This is a genomic window from Pantoea sp. ARC270, from assembly GCF_003236725.1.
GTDB classification, from domain to species: domain Bacteria; phylum Pseudomonadota; class Gammaproteobacteria; order Enterobacterales; family Enterobacteriaceae; genus Pantoea; species Pantoea anthophila.
Genome location: NZ_PUGA01000056.1, coordinates 1 through 17,007, shown reverse-complemented (window position 1 = coordinate 17,007; position 17,007 = coordinate 1). Strand labels below are relative to the sequence as shown.

14 protein-coding genes are annotated in these 17,007 nt (G+C 55.3%); 9 read left to right on the top strand and 5 right to left on the bottom strand.

Annotated elements, in window-relative coordinates:
* Positions 1 to 5: 5 nt before the first annotated feature.
* On the bottom strand, positions 6 to 986 hold the full coding sequence (locus CKF42_RS19975) for a glycosyltransferase family 2 protein (RefSeq protein WP_111209025.1): 981 nt from the start codon (positions 984 to 986) through the stop codon (positions 6 to 8).
* A gap of 738 nt (positions 987 to 1,724) precedes the next feature.
* Here CKF42_RS19975 and ssuE point away from each other — a divergent pair.
* From ssuE to ssuB, 5 genes are read left to right on the top strand one after another with little or no spacing between them, the layout of a single operon-like run.
* Positions 1,725 to 2,276 (top strand): NADPH-dependent FMN reductase, encoded by a 552-nt coding sequence (gene ssuE, locus CKF42_RS19970; RefSeq protein ID WP_058957438.1) that lies wholly within the window; start codon positions 1,725 to 1,727, stop codon positions 2,274 to 2,276.
* A 10-nt stretch (positions 2,277 to 2,286) separates the two neighbouring features.
* Complete coding sequence (locus tag CKF42_RS19965) at positions 2,287 to 3,240, top strand: sulfonate ABC transporter substrate-binding protein (protein WP_009091067.1); 954 nt, start codon at positions 2,287 to 2,289, stop codon at positions 3,238 to 3,240.
* A 9-nt stretch (positions 3,241 to 3,249) separates the two neighbouring features.
* A complete protein-coding gene (gene ssuD, locus CKF42_RS19960) occupies positions 3,250 to 4,398 on the top strand; it encodes an FMNH2-dependent alkanesulfonate monooxygenase (RefSeq protein ID WP_111209024.1) in 1,149 nt (382 codons plus the stop codon).
* A 10-nt stretch (positions 4,399 to 4,408) separates the two neighbouring features.
* Positions 4,409 to 5,200: an aliphatic sulfonate ABC transporter permease SsuC gene (ssuC, locus tag CKF42_RS19955; protein ID WP_058957440.1), complete on the top strand. Its 792-nt coding sequence runs from the start codon at positions 4,409 to 4,411 to the stop codon at positions 5,198 to 5,200.
* Entirely contained in the window at positions 5,197 to 5,985 is a 789-nt protein-coding gene (gene ssuB, locus CKF42_RS19950; RefSeq protein ID WP_009091072.1) for an aliphatic sulfonates ABC transporter ATP-binding protein, read from the top strand. Before ssuC ends, ssuB begins: the two co-directional genes overlap by 4 nt.
* A gap of 41 nt (positions 5,986 to 6,026) precedes the next feature.
* Here the strand turns inward: ssuB and pepN are convergent, their stop codons facing one another.
* Positions 6,027 to 8,642: an aminopeptidase N gene (gene pepN, locus CKF42_RS19945; protein WP_111209023.1), complete on the bottom strand. Its 2,616-nt coding sequence runs from the start codon at positions 8,640 to 8,642 to the stop codon at positions 6,027 to 6,029.
* 243 nt (positions 8,643 to 8,885) lie between these two features.
* Between pepN and pncB the strand changes: the two genes are divergently transcribed.
* The 4 genes from pncB to CKF42_RS19925 all read left to right on the top strand — a co-directional run bounded on the left by pncB (position 8,886) and on the right by CKF42_RS19925 (position 14,484).
* Positions 8,886 to 10,091, top strand: coding sequence for a nicotinate phosphoribosyltransferase (gene pncB / locus CKF42_RS19940; protein ID WP_009091077.1), 1,206 nt, complete (start codon positions 8,886 to 8,888; stop codon positions 10,089 to 10,091).
* Positions 10,092 to 10,249: 158 nt separating this feature from the next.
* Complete coding sequence (asnS, locus tag CKF42_RS19935; RefSeq protein WP_009091079.1) at positions 10,250 to 11,650, top strand: asparagine--tRNA ligase; 1,401 nt, start codon at positions 10,250 to 10,252, stop codon at positions 11,648 to 11,650.
* 300 nt (positions 11,651 to 11,950) lie between these two features.
* On the top strand, positions 11,951 to 13,060 hold the full coding sequence (gene ompF, locus CKF42_RS19930) for a porin OmpF (protein ID WP_009091081.1): 1,110 nt from the start codon (positions 11,951 to 11,953) through the stop codon (positions 13,058 to 13,060).
* Positions 13,061 to 13,293: 233 nt separating this feature from the next.
* Positions 13,294 to 14,484, top strand: a complete 1,191-nt coding sequence (locus tag CKF42_RS19925) for an amino acid aminotransferase (protein WP_009091082.1) — start codon at positions 13,294 to 13,296, stop codon at positions 14,482 to 14,484.
* A gap of 62 nt (positions 14,485 to 14,546) precedes the next feature.
* Here the strand turns inward: CKF42_RS19925 and CKF42_RS19920 are convergent, their stop codons facing one another.
* The 3 genes from CKF42_RS19920 to ldtD all read right to left on the bottom strand — a co-directional run.
* Positions 14,547 to 15,176, bottom strand: coding sequence for an MBL fold metallo-hydrolase (locus CKF42_RS19920; RefSeq protein ID WP_111209022.1), 630 nt, complete (start codon positions 15,174 to 15,176; stop codon positions 14,547 to 14,549).
* A gap of 39 nt (positions 15,177 to 15,215) precedes the next feature.
* Complete coding sequence (locus CKF42_RS19915) at positions 15,216 to 15,764, bottom strand: YcbK family protein (protein ID WP_009091085.1); 549 nt, start codon at positions 15,762 to 15,764, stop codon at positions 15,216 to 15,218.
* A gap of 185 nt (positions 15,765 to 15,949) precedes the next feature.
* A partial coding sequence (gene ldtD / locus CKF42_RS19910; protein WP_111209021.1) for a L,D-transpeptidase occupies positions 15,950 to 17,007 on the bottom strand: 1,058 nt, incomplete at its 5' end.

Here is a 17,007-nt window from a genome sequence, read left to right as displayed (position 1 = left end):
CAGGATCAGGCGGCACGACTGAGCTCTTTTTTAACTTTGTAATGCTGTAACGCAATAAAGAGTTCAGGGCGATTGAACAGTAGCCACTCCTTGACGTTTTCTGTTTTGACATTACGGCCCAGGAAGCGGATGGCATTCAGGACATATTCCGGCACGGGGGTGCCATTATAGAGTGACAGGTAGATCATCAGGCGAAACGAATGAACTAAATAGGCTTTCTCCAGCGAACTGCGCCAGGCGGATTTCGTGACCGAGCTGTTTAACGTACTGTAGGCGTGCATAAAAGCGTTATAACGCTGATAGAAAAACTCATTACTTTTGGTACTGTTGGTCAGCGAGCCATTACGGATACGCTGTTTATAATAAACCTGACGGCTGACCCAGGCCTGCTGACTTTTTACAAACACGGAGAGCGTAAAGTTGTGATCTTCATGAACGCGTCCAACAAAGCGTAATTTATGCTGCTCGACAATTCGCTTACTGACGATATAACTCCAGGCCGCCGAGGTATATCTGCCGTTTCGCAGCAGATGCAAAAAGACCTCCTGCGATTTCTGCTGGCCAAAAATTTCGTGTCTGACTTTAGGTGAAGTAACATCAATCTGCCCATCCCGAAAAACGCAGGAGTTGAAACAGAACAGGTCGGTTTCCGGGTGCTGTTCCGCGACCGTCGCGAGTTCCGCCACCAGGCCATCAACCACGACATCATCCGGGTCGCAGAAAAAGAGGAACTGGCCTCTGGCCTGCTCAATACCCACATCGCGAGCACGACCGGCGCCGCCATTTTCCGTGGTAATTATTTTCACCTGAGAAAGATGCGCATAATTCTGTTCAAGTAAGGCCAGCGTTCCGTCGGTGGAGCCATCATTCACAATGAGAATTTCATTGGGAGATTTAACCTGGCGCAATAAGGAATCAACGCACTCGACAATATATTTCTCAACGTTGTAGGTTGGAATAATTACGGATAACAGGATGTCAGACATAGGTAATTCTCAGCTGTTAAAAATAACAAAACGATTCACCTGCCTGATGCAGGTCCTGACCAGAGGCGAAGCGATGAAAAGAGTGAGAGGCTGATATTCTGTTTCTTTGATTCAGCCCGATTATCTTAAACCGGCTTCGTAAAAAAAGACCAGTCGTAAAAAATATCTTAACGTTTCACAGGAGTATCACTGTTAAAAGACGTGCATCAATACCCCGCTGTAATGTTAAAACTGTTGAGGATTGATTTAAAAATAGGTGATAAAGCAGACGTAACCAGATTCAGGAATCTGTAAGCGAACGTCTGAATCAGTGAAAAACGTCACCATTCCTTCATTTTTATTACACTCTGCCTTATGGCATAAATCCTAATAGCAGACGAAGGAAGCCCACTACCAGTCAGTTTCCGTGCTGCTTCTGACCCGGCCGCTGCGCTTAATGGGGTTGTCGGTCACAATCAGAATGTTCAGGCAATCAGACGAGAGCGATTTTTTTTGGGCATCCCGCCTGTTTTTGCGATCTCGCATCACCCTCCTTAATGAATCGTTTCTCTGTTTGCCCTGAAATTAAGAATATTCGGAATGCCCCCGGATGCGCCCCGGTTTCCGCCGCTTCTATTTGCAGTTTTTACGCTTACTTTGCCGGATAAATCATTTAAGCCCACTGCCCTGCTCTGACAGTATGAAGGCATAAGTTCTCAACATTTGATAATCAATAACTTTTAGTTATAAGGAGTGATGATGCGAGTTATTACGCTGGCAGGCAGCCCACGGTTCCCCTCCCGCTCAACTTCCCTGCTGACGCTGTGTCAGCACAAGCTGGAGGCGCGTGGCGTTGAAGTCATTCCCTGGAATATTCACAACTTTCAGCCTGACGATCTGATCAATGCGCGCTTTGATGCGCCTGCCCTGCTGGCATTACGCGAGGACCTGGCCTCCGCGGATGGGCTGATTGTGGCGACCCCGATCTATAAAGCCTCATTTTCGGGGGCGCTGAAGACCCTGCTTGATCTGCTGCCGGAACGCGCGCTGGAACATAAAGTGGTTCTGCCACTGGCCAGCGGCGGCAGTGCCGGTCATATGCTGGCACTCGACTACGCCCTGAAGCCGGTTCTCAATGCCCTGAAGGCGCAGGAGATTCTGCACGGCGTTTATGCCGAGGATCATCAGGTGATTCATTATGACCGGCAGCCTGAATTACAGGCCTCTCTGGCAGAGCGTCTGGATGAAGCGGTTTCCGCCTTCTGGCTGGCGCTGACCCGTCACCACCACCCCGTTGCGCAAGCGGTTTAAGGAAAGAGCAATGAAGCAGAGATTAGGAAAGTGGCTGGTTGCGGGACTTCTGCTGGCGGGCCTTCAGGTTCAGGCCGCCGAATCCGATCCGGCTGAGATTCGTATCGGTTATCAGAAAGGCTCAGTCAGCATGGTGCTGGCAAAGTCGCATCAGTTACTGGAGAAGCGTTTTCCCCATACGCATATTAAGTGGGTCGAGTTCCCGGCGGGCCCTCAGATGCTGGAAGCGCTGAATGTGAACAGCATCGATCTCGGCAGCACCGGCGACCTTCCGCCGCTGTTTGCGCAGGCCGCGGGCGCTGATCTGCTCTATGTAGGTTCTGAACCGCCGAAACCGAAATCAGAAGTGATTCTGGTGCCGAAAAACAGCCCCCTGAAACAGGTGGCGGATCTGAAAGGGAAAAAAGTCGCCTTCCAGAAAGGCTCCAGCTCGCACAACCTGCTGCTGCGCGCGCTGCAGCAGGCGGGACTCTCCTTTAACGATATTACGCCGGTCTATCTGACGCCCGCCGATGCCCGCGCCGCTTTCCAGCAGGGCAACGTTGATGCCTGGGCTATCTGGGACCCCTACTACTCCTCCGTGCTCCAGCAGGGTAACTCGCGCCTGCTGATCGACGGCAGCTCGCTCAACCTGACCGGCTCGTTCTATTTAGCGACCCGCAGCTATGCCGAAGCCCATGGCGCCTTTATTCAGCAGGTGCTCGACACGTTCAGTGCGGCCGATGCGCTCACCATCAGCCAGCGGCAGCAGAGTACCACCCTGCTGGCTCAGGCGATGGGCCTGCCCGAACCGGTTATCGCCAGCTATCTGGATCACCGGCCGCCGACCCGCATTTCACCGGTCAGTGCCGAAACGGCCGCCGCGCAGCAGCGCACCGCCGATCTCTTTTATGCCAATCATCTGTTGCCAGTCAAAGTGACGATTCAGGATCGTCTCTGGCATCCCCACACCGTCACGCAATAAGGAGCAACAATGAGCGTATCTGTTTTCTGGTTCCTGCCAACCCATGGCGACGGACACTATCTTGGCACGGCTGAAGGGGCGCGACCGGTTGATCACGCCTATCTGCAGCAGGTGGCGCAGGCCGCGGACCGTCTTGGCTTTGGCGGCGTCCTTATCCCGACCGGCCGCTCCTGTGAAGATGCCTGGCTGGTGGCCGCCTCGCTGATTCCGGTCACTCAGCGTCTGCGTTTTCTGGTGGCGCTGCGGCCGGGTGTGATTTCACCGACGCAGGCCGCCCGTCAGGCCGCCACCCTGGATCGCCTCTCTAACGGGCGGGCGCTGTTCAACCTGGTGACCGGCGGCGATCCGGAAGAGCTGGCGGGCGACGGGGTGTTCCTCGATCACCGCGAGCGTTACGCGGAGTCCGCCGAGTTTACCCGCGTCTGGCGTCGGGTCCTTGAGGGGGAAACCGTCGACTATGAAGGCAGGCATGTGCACGTTCGCGGGGCGCGACTGATGTTTAAACCGGTCCAGCAGCCTCGTCCGCCGCTCTGGTTTGGCGGCTCCTCGGAACCGGCGCAGGAGCTGGCCGCGGAGCAGGTTGATGTCTACCTCACCTGGGGCGAGCCGCCTGCGCAGGTCAAAGAGAAGATTGAGCAGGTGCGCGCGAAAGCGGCCGCTCAGGGCCGGACCGTGCGGTTCGGTATCCGTCTGCATGTGATTGTGCGTGAAACTAATGAAGAGGCCTGGCAGGCGGCTGACCGGCTGATTGCCAATGTGGATGACGCCACCATCGCCAAAGCGCAGGCGGCATTCCAGCGCGCCGATTCTGTCGGACAACGTCGCATGGCCGCGCTCCACGGGGGTCGCCGCGACAAGCTCGAAATCAGCCCGAACCTCTGGGCAGGTGTCGGTCTGGTGCGCAGCGGTGCCGGAACCGCACTGGTGGGTGATGGCCCGACCGTTGCCGCCCGGATCAAAGAGTATGAAGCGCTGGGTATCGAGACCTTTATTCTGTCAGGCTACCCGCATCTGGAAGAGGCTTATCGCGTCGGGGAACTCCTGTTCCCGCATCTCGACCTGCAGGTGCCGCTGGTCCCGCAGCCTCGCGTCGTTCAGGCGCACGGTGAAGCGGTAGCCAACGATTTTACCCCTGAGAAAAAAGTCGCCCGGGGCTGAGGAGAGCAGAATGGCCAGAACCCGAAAACGTCTTGCCGATACGCTGGTGCCGTGGCTGCTGCCTCTCCTGCTAATCGTGGTGTGGCAGATTGCCTCGCAAACCGGCTGGTTATCAACCCGCATTCTGCCGGCGCCGGAGAAAATCGTAACCACCTTCTGGCAGCTGACGGTCAGCGGCGAACTGTGGCAGCACCTGGCGATCAGTAGCTGGCGGGCGCTGGTCGGTTTCGCTATTGGCGGCTCCATCGGTCTGATACTTGGACTGATTACCGGCACCTCAAAAACCGGTGAGCGTCTGCTCGATACCTCGGTTCAGATGCTGCGCAACGTGCCGCATCTGGCCCTGATCCCGCTCGTGATCCTCTGGTTCGGTATTGATGAGTCGGCCAAGATTTTCCTGGTGGCGCTGGGCACGCTTTTCCCTATCTACCTCAACACCTATCACGGCATCCGTAATATTGACCGCGGGCTGGTTGAGATGGCGCGCAGCTACGGCCTCTCCGGCTGGAGTCTGTTTATCCAGGTGATCCTGCCTGGCGCGCTGCCGAATATCATGGTCGGCGTGCGTTTCGCCCTCGGCCTGATGTGGCTGACGCTGATCGTCGCGGAGACCATTTCCGCCAACGCCGGTATCGGCTATCTGGCGATGAATGCGCGGGAATTTCTGCAGACGGATGTGGTGGTGGTCGCCATTATTCTCTACGCCCTGCTCGGTAAACTGGCGGATGTCGCCGCGCTGCTGCTGGAGCGTGTCTGGCTGCGCTGGCATCCCGCTTATCAATTAAAGGAGGAGAACGCATGAGTCCGATTCTCTCACCGGCACGCCTCAACACCGGCACCCCGGTTGGCGTCAACGGCGTCAGCAAACAGTATGGCAACCGCACCATTCTCAATAAAATTGACCTGCATATCCCTTCCGGTCAGTTTGTGGCGGTCGTGGGCCGCAGCGGCTGTGGCAAAAGTACCCTGCTGCGCCTGCTGGCCGGGCTGGAGCACTGCTCCAGCGGTGAGCTGCTGGCGGGCAATGCGCCGTTGCAGTCGGCGCGCGACGATACCCGTCTGATGTTCCAGGATGCGCGACTGCTGCCGTGGAAAAAAGTGATCGATAACGTCGGCCTGGGACTGCGCGGACGCGAATGGCGCGGCGCGGCGCGGGATGCCCTGGCGGCAGTCGGACTTGCCGATCGGGCTGATGAGTGGCCTGCCGCGCTGTCGGGAGGTCAGAAACAGCGGGTTGCGCTGGCCCGGGCGCTGATCCATCGTCCCGGTCTGTTGCTGCTGGATGAGCCACTGGGGGCACTGGATGCCCTGACCCGCATCGAAATGCAGGGACTGATTGAGTCGCTGTGGCAGCAGCATCACTTTACCGTGCTGCTGGTCACGCACGATGTCAGTGAGGCGGTTGTGATGGCGGATCGGGTGCTGTTGATTGAGGAGGGAGAGATCGGGCTGGATCTTCAGGTCGATTTGCCCAGGCCGCGACGCCGGGGATCGGCACGACTCGCCGAGCTGGAAGCGGAGGTGCTGGATCGGGTGATGCAGCGTACAGAGCGCACTCCACCGGTGCGACTGGCGCAGCAGCGCTAAAAAAAGGCGGAGGCCGTCTCAGACGCTCCGCCTTTTTATTATCAGGCGTTCAGCGCCCGGGTGATTTTCTCGTAGAGATCGCCAGAGAGTTTATCCAGCGTCAGCAGTTCTTCCAGCGCCTCGCGCATCATCGCCTGACGCGTTTCGTCATAGCGTTTCAGGCGAATCAGCGGCTCCACCATCCGTGCCGCCACCTGCGGATTACGGGTGTTGAGATCAGTCAGCATCTCGACCAGGAACTTATAGCCGCTGCCATCTTTTGCATGGAAAGCAGCAGGGTTCGCGGAGGCAAAGGCACCCACCAGCGAGCGAACGCGGTTCGGGTTACTCATCGTGAAGGAGCGATGCGTCAGAAGCTGACGCACGTTGCGCATCACGTTGGCAGCCGGACTGGTCGCCTGCAGCACAAACCATTTGTCCATGACCAGACCATCCTGATGCCAGCGCTCATCATACGCCGCCAGCAGCGCATCGCGGCACGGCAGCTGCGCCGCCACAGCGGCAGAAAGAGCAGCCAGCGCATCAGTCATGTTGGTCGCCTGCTGATACTGCGCCTGCACCAGTTTGTCCGCCAGCTGCGCATCGCTGAAGGCGAGATAGGTCAGGCAGATATTTTTCAGGCTGCGCTGACCAATCGCCTCATGCTCCACCCGGTACTCGGGCTGCTGATTGGCGTTGTAAATCGCAAAGAATTCATCGGCCAGTTCGCGCGCCAGCGTACGCTGCAGCGCATCCCGCACCAGTGAGATAGCCTGCGGATCGATAACGTCAAACAGCTCGGCAATCTCATTTTCTGACGGCAGCGTCATGATCAGCGCGGTCAGTGCCGGGTCGCAGTCGGTATCAAGCAGCACTGCGCGGAACGCGTCGGCGACGTGCAGCGGCAGCGACAGATGCTGACCCTGCTGATAACGGGCAACATTGAGGCGGATATAGGTGGCCAGCAGGCTCTGAGCCGCATCCCAGCGGGAGAAGTCGTTGCGGGCATGGCGCATCAGGAAGGTAAGCTGCGCGTCACTCCACTTATAGTCGAGCTTCACCGGCGCAGAGAATTCACGCAGCAGCGACGGCACCGGCTGGAAGTAGACGTTGTCGAAAATAAAGGTCTGGAACTCCTCGGTAACATTCAGCACATGATGCACCGGCTGCCCATTATGCTGCAGCGGGATCACCTTGCCTTCACCATCATAGAGTTCGATATCCAGCGGAATGTGCAGCGGCAGCTTCTCTTTCTGGTCGGCGGTGGCTGGCGTGTGCTGGGTAACATGCAGGGTGTACTGTTCCAGCTCCGGATTATAGTCGTCACGAACCGTCAGGACCGGTGTACCCGACTGGCTGTACCAGCGGCGGAACTGCGACAGGTCGACGTTTGAAGCATCTTCCATCGCCTGAACAAAATCATCACAGGTTGCCGCGCTGCCGTCGTGGCGCTCAAAATAGAGCTGCATGCCTTTCTGGAAATTCTCCTCACCCAGCAGCGTGTGCATCATGCGGATCACTTCCGATCCCTTTTCATACACGGTCAGGGTGTAGAAGTTGTTCATTTCGATCACCTGATCCGGGCGGATCGGGTGCGCCATCGGGCTGGCATCTTCGGCGAACTGTGCACCACGAACGATGCGCACATTATCGATGCGGTTCACCGCGCGCGAGCCCAGATCGGAGCTGAACTCCTGATCGCGGAAGACCGTCAGCCCCTCTTTCAGGCTGAGCTGGAACCAGTCGCGGCAGGTCACACGGTTACCGGTCCAGTTATGGAAATATTCATGACCGATTACGGCTTCAATACCGAGATAATCTTTGTCGGTCGCGGTTTCAGCTTTGGCCAGCACATATTTGGCGTTAAAGACGTTGAGGCCTTTGTTTTCCATCGCCCCCATATTAAAGAAGTCCACTGCCACGATCATAAAGATGTCGAGGTCATACTCCAGACCGAAACGCTCCTCATCCCACTTCATGCTGTTTTTCAGCGAGGTCATCGCCCAGTCAGCGCGGTCGAGATTGCCGCGGTCGACGAAGATCTCCAGCGCCACATCACGGCCTGAGCGGGTGGTAAAGCTGTCGCGCAGCACGTCGAAGTCGCCCGCCACCAGCGCAAACAGATAGCAGGGTTTCGGGAACGGGTCCTGCCACTTTACCCAGTTACGCCCCTGATCGTCCTGGCCGCCGTCGATCCGGTTACCGTTGGAGAGCAGGTAGGGATAGCGATTGCCGTCGGCATAAATGGTGGTAGTAAAACGCGCCAGCACATCCGGGCGATCGAGATACCAGGTAATATGACGGAAGCCTTCAGCTTCGCACTGGGTGCAGAGTGCCTCACCCGATTTGTACAGTCCTTCCAGCGCGGTGTTCTGATCCGGATGAATATCGTTGATGATTTTCAGGGTGAAGCTTTCCGGCAGCTGACTGATGACCAGCGCCCCCTCTTCTTCACGGAACGCCGTCCAGGGCTGCCCATCGATTTCCAGCGCAATCAGCGTTAACGCCTCTCCGTCCAGGCGCAGCTCAGCCTGGCTGTCGCCCAGCCGTTTGACCTGGCTGATGGCCGTTACGCGGGTGGTCGACGCATCCAGTTCAAAGGTTAAATCGATGTCGGTGATGGTGTAATCAGGCGCACGATAGTCGTGGCGATACTTGATTTGGGGCTGTTGCGTCATATTCCGTCTCGCGTTGTTATAAGTTTACCGGCAAAGTCTAAGCTTGTTACAACAAGCTTGCCACGCACAATGCAGCTAAAGGGTGAAATGTCTACAGTTTGTTAACAAAGGCACAGATTGGCCTCGACCCGCCGGACTGAAATATGCTGTGATCGGCGTCAGATAGTGAATTATACTTTTGCGTCTTTATGACTGTGTACAACACCGGGCTCTGCGCCACCGAACAGGATGCTGAAACGCGCCATGACAGGACATGCTTCCCCGATACTGACCTCGCTGCTGGATACGGACGCCTATAAGCTCCATATGCAGCAGGCCGTTTTCCACCGCTACCACGACGTAACGGTGACGGCGGAGTTTCGCTGCCGCGGCGACGAACTGCTGGGTCTCTACGCTGACGAAATTCGTGACGCGATAACCGCAATGCAAAATCTGGCGCTGACTGAAGATGAAGCGACCTGGTTGTCTCATCTTCCCTTCTTTCGCGAAGATTACCTGAGCTGGCTTCGCCAGTTCCGCTACAAACCGGAGCAGGTTGAGGTGCGCAATCATCACGGCAAGCTGGACCTTCGTATTCAGGGGCCGTGGCGTGAAGTGATACTGTGGGAGGTGCCGCTGCTGGCGCTGATCAGCGAGATTGTGCATCGTCATCGCACACCGCAGGTCACCACTCAGCAGGCAATTGACCACCTGCATCATAAGCTCAGCGACTTTAACGCGCAGGTGGCCGACCTCGACATGTCACGCTTCCGCCTGATGGATTTCGGCACCCGCCGTCGCTATTCACAGGATGTACAGCAGTCGATTGTCGCAACGCTGAAACAGGATTTCCCCTGGCTGATTGGTACCAGTAACTATGACCTGGCGCGCCGCCTGTCACTCACGCCAGTGGGCACCCAGGCGCACGAGTGGTTTCAGGCGTTCCAGCAGATCAGTCCCGTTCTGGCGAACAGCCAGCGGGCAGCACTGCAGGCGTGGCTGGATGAGTATGACGACCAGCTGGGTATTGCGCTGACCGACTGTATCGCCATGGATGCGTTCCTGCGCGACTTTGGCCCGGTGTTCGCCCGCCGTTATCAGGGTCTGCGCCACGATTCCGGCGATCCGGTTGAATGGGGTGAGAAAGCGCTCGCCCACTATCAGAAGCTGGGTATCGATCCCTTAAGCAAAAATCTGGTCTTTTCTGACAATCTGAATCTCGACAAGGCGCTGGCGCTTTACCGCCATTTTGGTCAGCGAACGAATGTGGTTTTCGGTATCGGGACCCGCCTGACCTGCGATATTCCGGGCGTCACGCCACTGAATATCGTCATCAAACTGGTGCAGTGCAACGGTAAACCGGTGGCGAAACTCTCCGACAGCCCGGGTAAAACGATCTGTCAGGACAAAGCCTTTGTCAGAGCGTTGCGTAAAGCCTTTGACCTGCCGCTGGTGAAAAAAGCGAGTTAAATCCCCTCTTATCGGGGCGTCAATACGCCCCGCCTCTGCTGTAATAAATCTGTTTTCAGCCTGAATTTTGCTTGTTTCCTGAAGACTCGCAAGTAACATAGCAAAACCCCGGATGGGGCAACTTTTTTTACTCACTTCTTCTATATAGAGAGATATTTATGAGCGTAGTGCCTGTAGCGGACGTACTGCACGGTCGCGTCGCGGTTGACAGTGAAGTCACCGTACGTGGTTGGGTGCGTACCCGAAGAGATTCCAAAGCCGGTCTTTCCTTCATCGCCGTGTATGACGGCTCCTGCTTTAATCCCGTTCAGGCTGTCGTCAATAATTCTCTGAATAATTATCAGGATGAAGTGCTGCGTCTGACCACGGGCTGTTCGGTTATCGTCACCGGTAAAGTGGTGGCTTCGCCGGGTCAGGGCCAGGCGTTTGAGATCCAGGCGACCCATCTGGAAGTGGTCGGCTGGGTGGAAGATCCGGACAGCTACCCGATGGCGGCTAAGCGCCACAGCATTGAGTATCTGCGTGAAGTGGCTCACCTGCGTCCGCGCACCAACCTGATTGGCGCGGTTGCCCGCGTCCGCCATACTCTGGCGCAGGCGCTGCACCGTTTCTTCCATGAAAATGGCTATTTCTGGGTCTCCACCCCGCTGATCACCGCGTCAGACACCGAAGGCGCAGGCGAGATGTTCCGCGTTTCGACGCTGGATCTGGAAAACCTGCCGCGTGACGATCAGGGCAAAGTCGATTTCGCTGAAGATTTCTTTGGCAAAGAGGCATTCCTGACCGTATCAGGTCAGCTGAACGGTGAAACCTATGCCAGCGCCCTGTCGAAGATTTACACCTTTGGTCCGACCTTCCGCGCCGAAAACTCTAACACCAGCCGTCACCTGGCGGAATTCTGGATGCTGGAGCCGGAAATTGCGTTTGCTTCGCTGGATGATGCCGCAGCACTGGCCGAAGCCATGCTGAAATATGTGTTTAACGCGGTGCTGGAAGAGCGCGCTGACGACATGGCCTTCTTTGCTGAGCGTGTCGATAAAGAGGCTGTTGAACGCCTGCAGCGTTTCATCACTACCGATTTTGCTCAGGTCGACTACACCGATGCGATTGAGATCCTGAAGAACTGCGGTCAGACCTTCGAGAATCCGGTGTCCTGGGGTATCGACCTCTCCTCTGAACACGAGCGTTATCTGGCAGAGAAACACTTCAAAGCGCCAGTGGTTGTGAAAAACTACCCGAAAGATATTAAGGCGTTCTATATGCGCCTGAACGAGGATGGCAAAACCGTGGCGGCGATGGACGTTCTGGCGCCGGGCATTGGTGAGATCATCGGCGGTTCACAGCGTGAAGAGCGTCTGGATGTACTGGATGCGCGTCTGGAAGAGATGGGGCTGAACAAAGAGGATTACTGGTGGTATCGTGACCTGCGTCGCTATGGCACCGTTCCGCATTCTGGCTTTGGTCTGGGCTTTGAACGTTTAATCGCCTATGTTACCGGCGTACAAAATGTCAGGGACGTTATCCCCTTTCCACGCACCCCACGTAATGCGAGTTTCTGACATTCGGCATTAAATATAAGAAAATCATATATATAAAGAGGTCGGCACTGCCGACCTTTTTTTATTTTTGTAAATTTTGAGTTCTCTCACAAAGTTCCGTCTTTTTTACATTTTGTAATACATATTTTCCTTTAGAAACCAGATTACGAGTTTAGTAGCATTTTCGCGCTAGAATTACGGCGGGGGGGATGGAAAGATGCGTGCAGACACAGGAAGACACCAAACTTCGTTGAGGGTTCTGTAAAGATTTCCTTACGGCAGTGGCAGGTGTACAAATAACTCCAATGAGGGTAATGAATAATGATGAAGCGCAATATTCTGGCAGTGGTTATCCCTGCTCTGTTAGCCGCCGGCGCAGCCAATGCTGCAGAAATCTATAACAAAGACGGCAACAAACTGGACCTGTACGGTAAAGCTGTTGGTCTGCATTACTTCTCTGATGACGATAGCAACAACGGCGACAATTCTTATGTTCGCTTTGGCTTTAAGGGTGAAACTCAGATTAATGACCAGCTGACCGGTTACGGCCAGTGGGAATATAACATTCAGGCGAACAACTCTGAAGGTTCTGACGCACAGGACGGCAACAAGACCCGTCTGGGCTTTGCCGGTCTGAAATTCGGTGACGCGGGCTCAATCGACTACGGCCGTAACTACGGTGTGGTTTACGATGCAATCGGCTGGACCGATATGCTGCCAGAGTTCGGTGGCGACTCCGGATACTCAGATAACTTCATGAACGGTCGTAGCACCGGTTTGCTGACCTACCGCAATACCAACTTCTTTGGCCTGGTAGATGGCTGGGACTTTGCTGCTCAGTATCAGGGTAAAAATGATCGTGCTGACATTCGTCGTGCTAATGGTGATGGCTATGGTGTGTCAACAACCTACGTTTCACCTATCGGTGTAGGCTTCGCAGCAGCTTATAGCAGCAGCGACCGTACCAATGCACAGGCAGCGGGCACTGTTCGTAATACTGACACTGATACCAACGTAGCTACTGGTATTGGCGAAGGTAAGCGTGCTGAAAACTGGGCAACTGCTCTGAAATATGATGCTAACAATGTTTACTTAGCTGCAATGTATGGTGAGACCCGCAACTCTACACCTATCAACTCAGGTGACTTTACAGCGTTCGCAAATAAAGCTCAGAACATTGAGCTGGTAGCACAGTATCAGTTCGACTTCGGTCTGCGTCCATCCCTCGCCTACGTTCAGTCTAAAGGCAAGGACATCGAAGGCGTGGGCGATGCTGACCTGGTTAAATACATCGATGTTGGCGCGACTTACTACTTCAACAAAAACATGTCTACCTATGTTGATTACAAAATCAACCAGCTGGATGACAACAACCCACTCGGTATCAATACAGACGACGTGGTGGGTGTAGGCCTGGTTTACCAGTTCTAATCCTGCTTTAAACATGTTGAAAAACGGGGCTGCGGCCCCGTTTTTTTATGGCTGTTAATCACAACCTCTGCGCTGCTTAACCCCTTTCCGCTCTGCGTTAACGTCTTTATCTCCCCGTCGCGCAATCCGCACCGCAAAATAGAGCATTTTGATTCGCAAACGGTTGGCATTTGCCTGGCCGGACGTTAACCTGAGAGCCCTCTTGCAAACGTTCACGCTAATGGACCTGACACATGTTTGAATCGATCTCTGCTGCACCCGCCGATCCTATTCTCGGGCTCGCCGATCTGTTTCGTGCTGATGACCGCCCTGAAAAAATCAATCTGGGTATCGGCGTCTATAAAGACGAAACCGGCAAGACCCCGGTGCTGACCAGTGTTAAAAAGGCTGAGCAGTATCTGCTGGAAAACGAAACCACCAAAAACTATCTCAGCATTGATGGTCTGGCGGATTTCGCGCGCTGCACGCAGGCCCTGCTGTTCGGCAATGATAGTCCACTGATTAGCGCGCGCCGCGCACGTACGGCACAGACGCCAGGTGGCACAGGCGCGCTGCGCATTGCGGCAGATTTTCTGGCCACGCAGACGGCGGTGAAACGGGTCTGGATCAGCAATCCCAGCTGGCCGAATCATAAAAATGTGTTCAATGCTGCCGGTCTTGAGGTGTGTGAATATCACTATTATGACGCGGCAAACCATACACTCGATTTTGAGGGAATGCTGGCGTCGCTGAGTCAGGTTCAGCCTGGCGACGTGGTACTTTTCCACGGCTGCTGCCATAACCCGACCGGTATCGATCCGACAGCGGAGCAGTGGCAGAAGCTGGCAGAGATCTCACAGGCGAATGGCTGGCTGCCGCTGTTCGACTTCGCTTACCAGGGCTTTGCCCGTGGTCTGGACGAAGATGCCGAAGGCCTGCGTATTTTCGCCGCGTCACATCAGGAGCTGATCGTCGCCAGCTCATACTCGAAGAATTTTGGTCTCTACAATGAGCGCGTGGGCGCCATCACGCTGGTAGCGGCCGACGCCGGCGTAGCAGAAACCGCATTCAGTCAGGTGAAATACACCATTCGTGCCAACTACTCCAATCCCCCGGCGCATGGTGCGGCCGTCGTCGCGACGATTCTGAGTAACGACGCACTGCGGACGATCTGGGAGCAGGAGCTGTCGGACATGCGTCAGCGCATTCAGCGTATGCGGCAGCTGTTTGTTAACACGCTGGCAGAGAAAGGTGCGCAGCGTGACTTCAGCTTTATCATTAAGCAAAACGGCATGTTCTCATTCAGCGGCTTAACCAAAGAGCAGGTTATTCGCCTGCGTGAAGAGTTCGCTGTGTATGCCGTTAACTCTGGCCGCGTGAATGTGGCGGGCATGACGCCGGACAACATGTCGGCGCTGTGCGAAGCGATTGTCGCGGTGCTCTGAGGCAGGCGATAAAACAAAAATGGGCCTGAGGGCCCATTTTTTATGGCAGGAAAAGGTCTGTTTTACTGCAGAAAAGGATTGCTGATGCGCTCCTGTCCTAGTGTGGAGATAGGGCCATGGCCGGGCAGAAAAGTCACATCATCGCCCAGCGGCAGTAATTTAGTGTGAATCGCCTTAATTAACTGCTGATGATCGCCCTGCGGGAAGTCTGTTCGTCCCACGCCGCCATTAAAAATCACATCACCTGAAATCAGCAGCCTTGCGGGACGGCCAAAGAACACCACATGACCAGGTGAATGGCCCGGGCAGTGCAGGACCTCCAGCGTAGTCAGCCCGACCTGCACACTCTCCCCCTCCTCCAGCCAGCGATCCGGCGTGAAAGGGGCGCACTCTTCCAGTCCGAACATCCGGCTCTGCGTGGGCAGCGCCTCCAGCCAGAAAGCATCCCGCTTTTGTGGCCCGACAATAGGGATCTGATAGTAAGCCGCCAGTTCTACCGCGGCTCCAACATGATCGAGATGACCATGGGTCAGCAGAATCTGAGCGGGTTTGAGTCTGAGCTGTTCCAGCGTTTGTTTAATCAGATCGGCATCGCCGCCTGGATCGACCAGAGCCGCTTCACGGGTGGTGTCGCACCAGATAACGGAACAGTTCTGGGCAAAGGCTGTAACAGAAATAATGTGGTAGTTCATAACGCTCCATGACCGGCTCACGCAGCGTCGCCGGTGTCGTTACCAGTGCCTGATCGGACCGGTATCAATATGTACAAAGTTACTGCGGGGATAATATCCTACACCACCCGCACGCAGAGATAACGCCGCTTTGCGTACATTGGCTAATGAAACCCCTTCAATATGGAAATCCATCGCCTGACCTTTGGTGTGATAGCTATGCTTCGCGACTCCCGGACCGCTCTCACGTAACATATTGTTGGTCGCCAGTGAACGGTAGCCCGAGACCAGCTGGACAGGTTTGCGCGTACCGAGCAGTGCCTGCAGGCGGAAAATCTGATCGAAGAGGTGCGGATCAATACTTTTCACTTTATTGGCGCGGTAGTCGCGGAAAAAGTGATTTAATCGTGTCAACTCATCCTTGTCGTAACTCTTACCATTAAAAAATTCAGTTTTAAGGGTTTCACCGGTGTGAAGATTGTTAAGCATCAATACACGCGGGCGAGACGTTGAAAGCGAGGCCCTTGCAGAAGCGGGCAATAATGCCAGTCCGGCGGCGGCACTACCGCAAAGCAGCAGGTTGCGACGAAAAGAATCAATAGTAGACATGTAGCGGTTTACCTGAGAGTGAAGCCATAGAAATGTGCAAAAAGCGCACAGGCCGAACCATAACTTTCTCTCAGGTAAGCGTCAACCCATCTGGGGCGTGTTTGAGAGGCGATTCCCGAAGGAATCGCTCTCAGAGGATATTTCTTACGGTGCCAGGTGCGCCGCTAACGATTTAAAATCAATCACTAGAGCAGTAACTGTTTCGCCCGGCTCAGTGCCTGACTGCCCGAACGGGCGGTGTCATCATAATTGTAAATATCTGTGCGGAACTGCGGCTTGCCATCATCAGCAACCCAGGCCGTAAGGTAATAGAGATTGACCGGGATGCGATGGCGAATCGGCACATAACGGGTATCCCCCTCTTTCAGGGTGCTGGAAATACGGGAGTCGTTCCAGCCTGCATCCTGCAGTAACAACCCGGCCAGTTCAGATGCCTTATTCACACGCACGCAGCCTGAGCTGAGCGCACGAATATCACGCTGAAACAGGTTATGGTTTGGCGTGTCATGCAGATAGATGGCATCCGAACTAGGCATGTTGAATTTGTATCGGCCCAGCGCATTCGTCTGACCCGGAGCCTGAATCATCCGGTAAGGGAAGGATGCAGCGGAAACCATGCGCCAGTCGATCATACTGGGATCGATCACTTCAGCGTCAGCACTCCAGCCCGACAGCAGGGTATAACCGTGCTTGTAGAGATAGGTGGGGTCCTGTTTCACTTTAGGGATGATATCTTTACGCACCAGCGTCGTCGGCACATTCCACGGCGGATTGAGCACCACATTATTGAGCGCGCTGCGCATCAGTGGTGTTTTACGATCGGGGCGCCCGACAATAACCCGGGAAGAGAGGATCTTGTTGCCGTTGTTGTAATAGATCAGCGAGTAGTTGGCGATGTTGACCATAATGCCGTTGTGCATATCATCCGGCAGCAGGCGCAGTCGCTGAATATTCAGCGCCAGTAACGAAGCGCGCATCTGGGGTGAGACGTTCAGCCACTGCCGCGTTCTGGCACCGATAGCGCCATCGCCATCCAGTCCCTGCCACTGCTGAAAACGTTTGACCGCCGCCACCAGCGTCTCGTCATAGACATTGGCGGTGTTACCTTCCAGCGTCTGGCTCTGAACGTTGCCGGGTGACTGCGGCGATGGCGCAGGCAGATCGTTGACCGGCGTAGCGGAAGGACTCACTGCCACCGGCTGATCGCTGTGGGTTACCGGCGAAGGAGCGACCGGCACGGCAT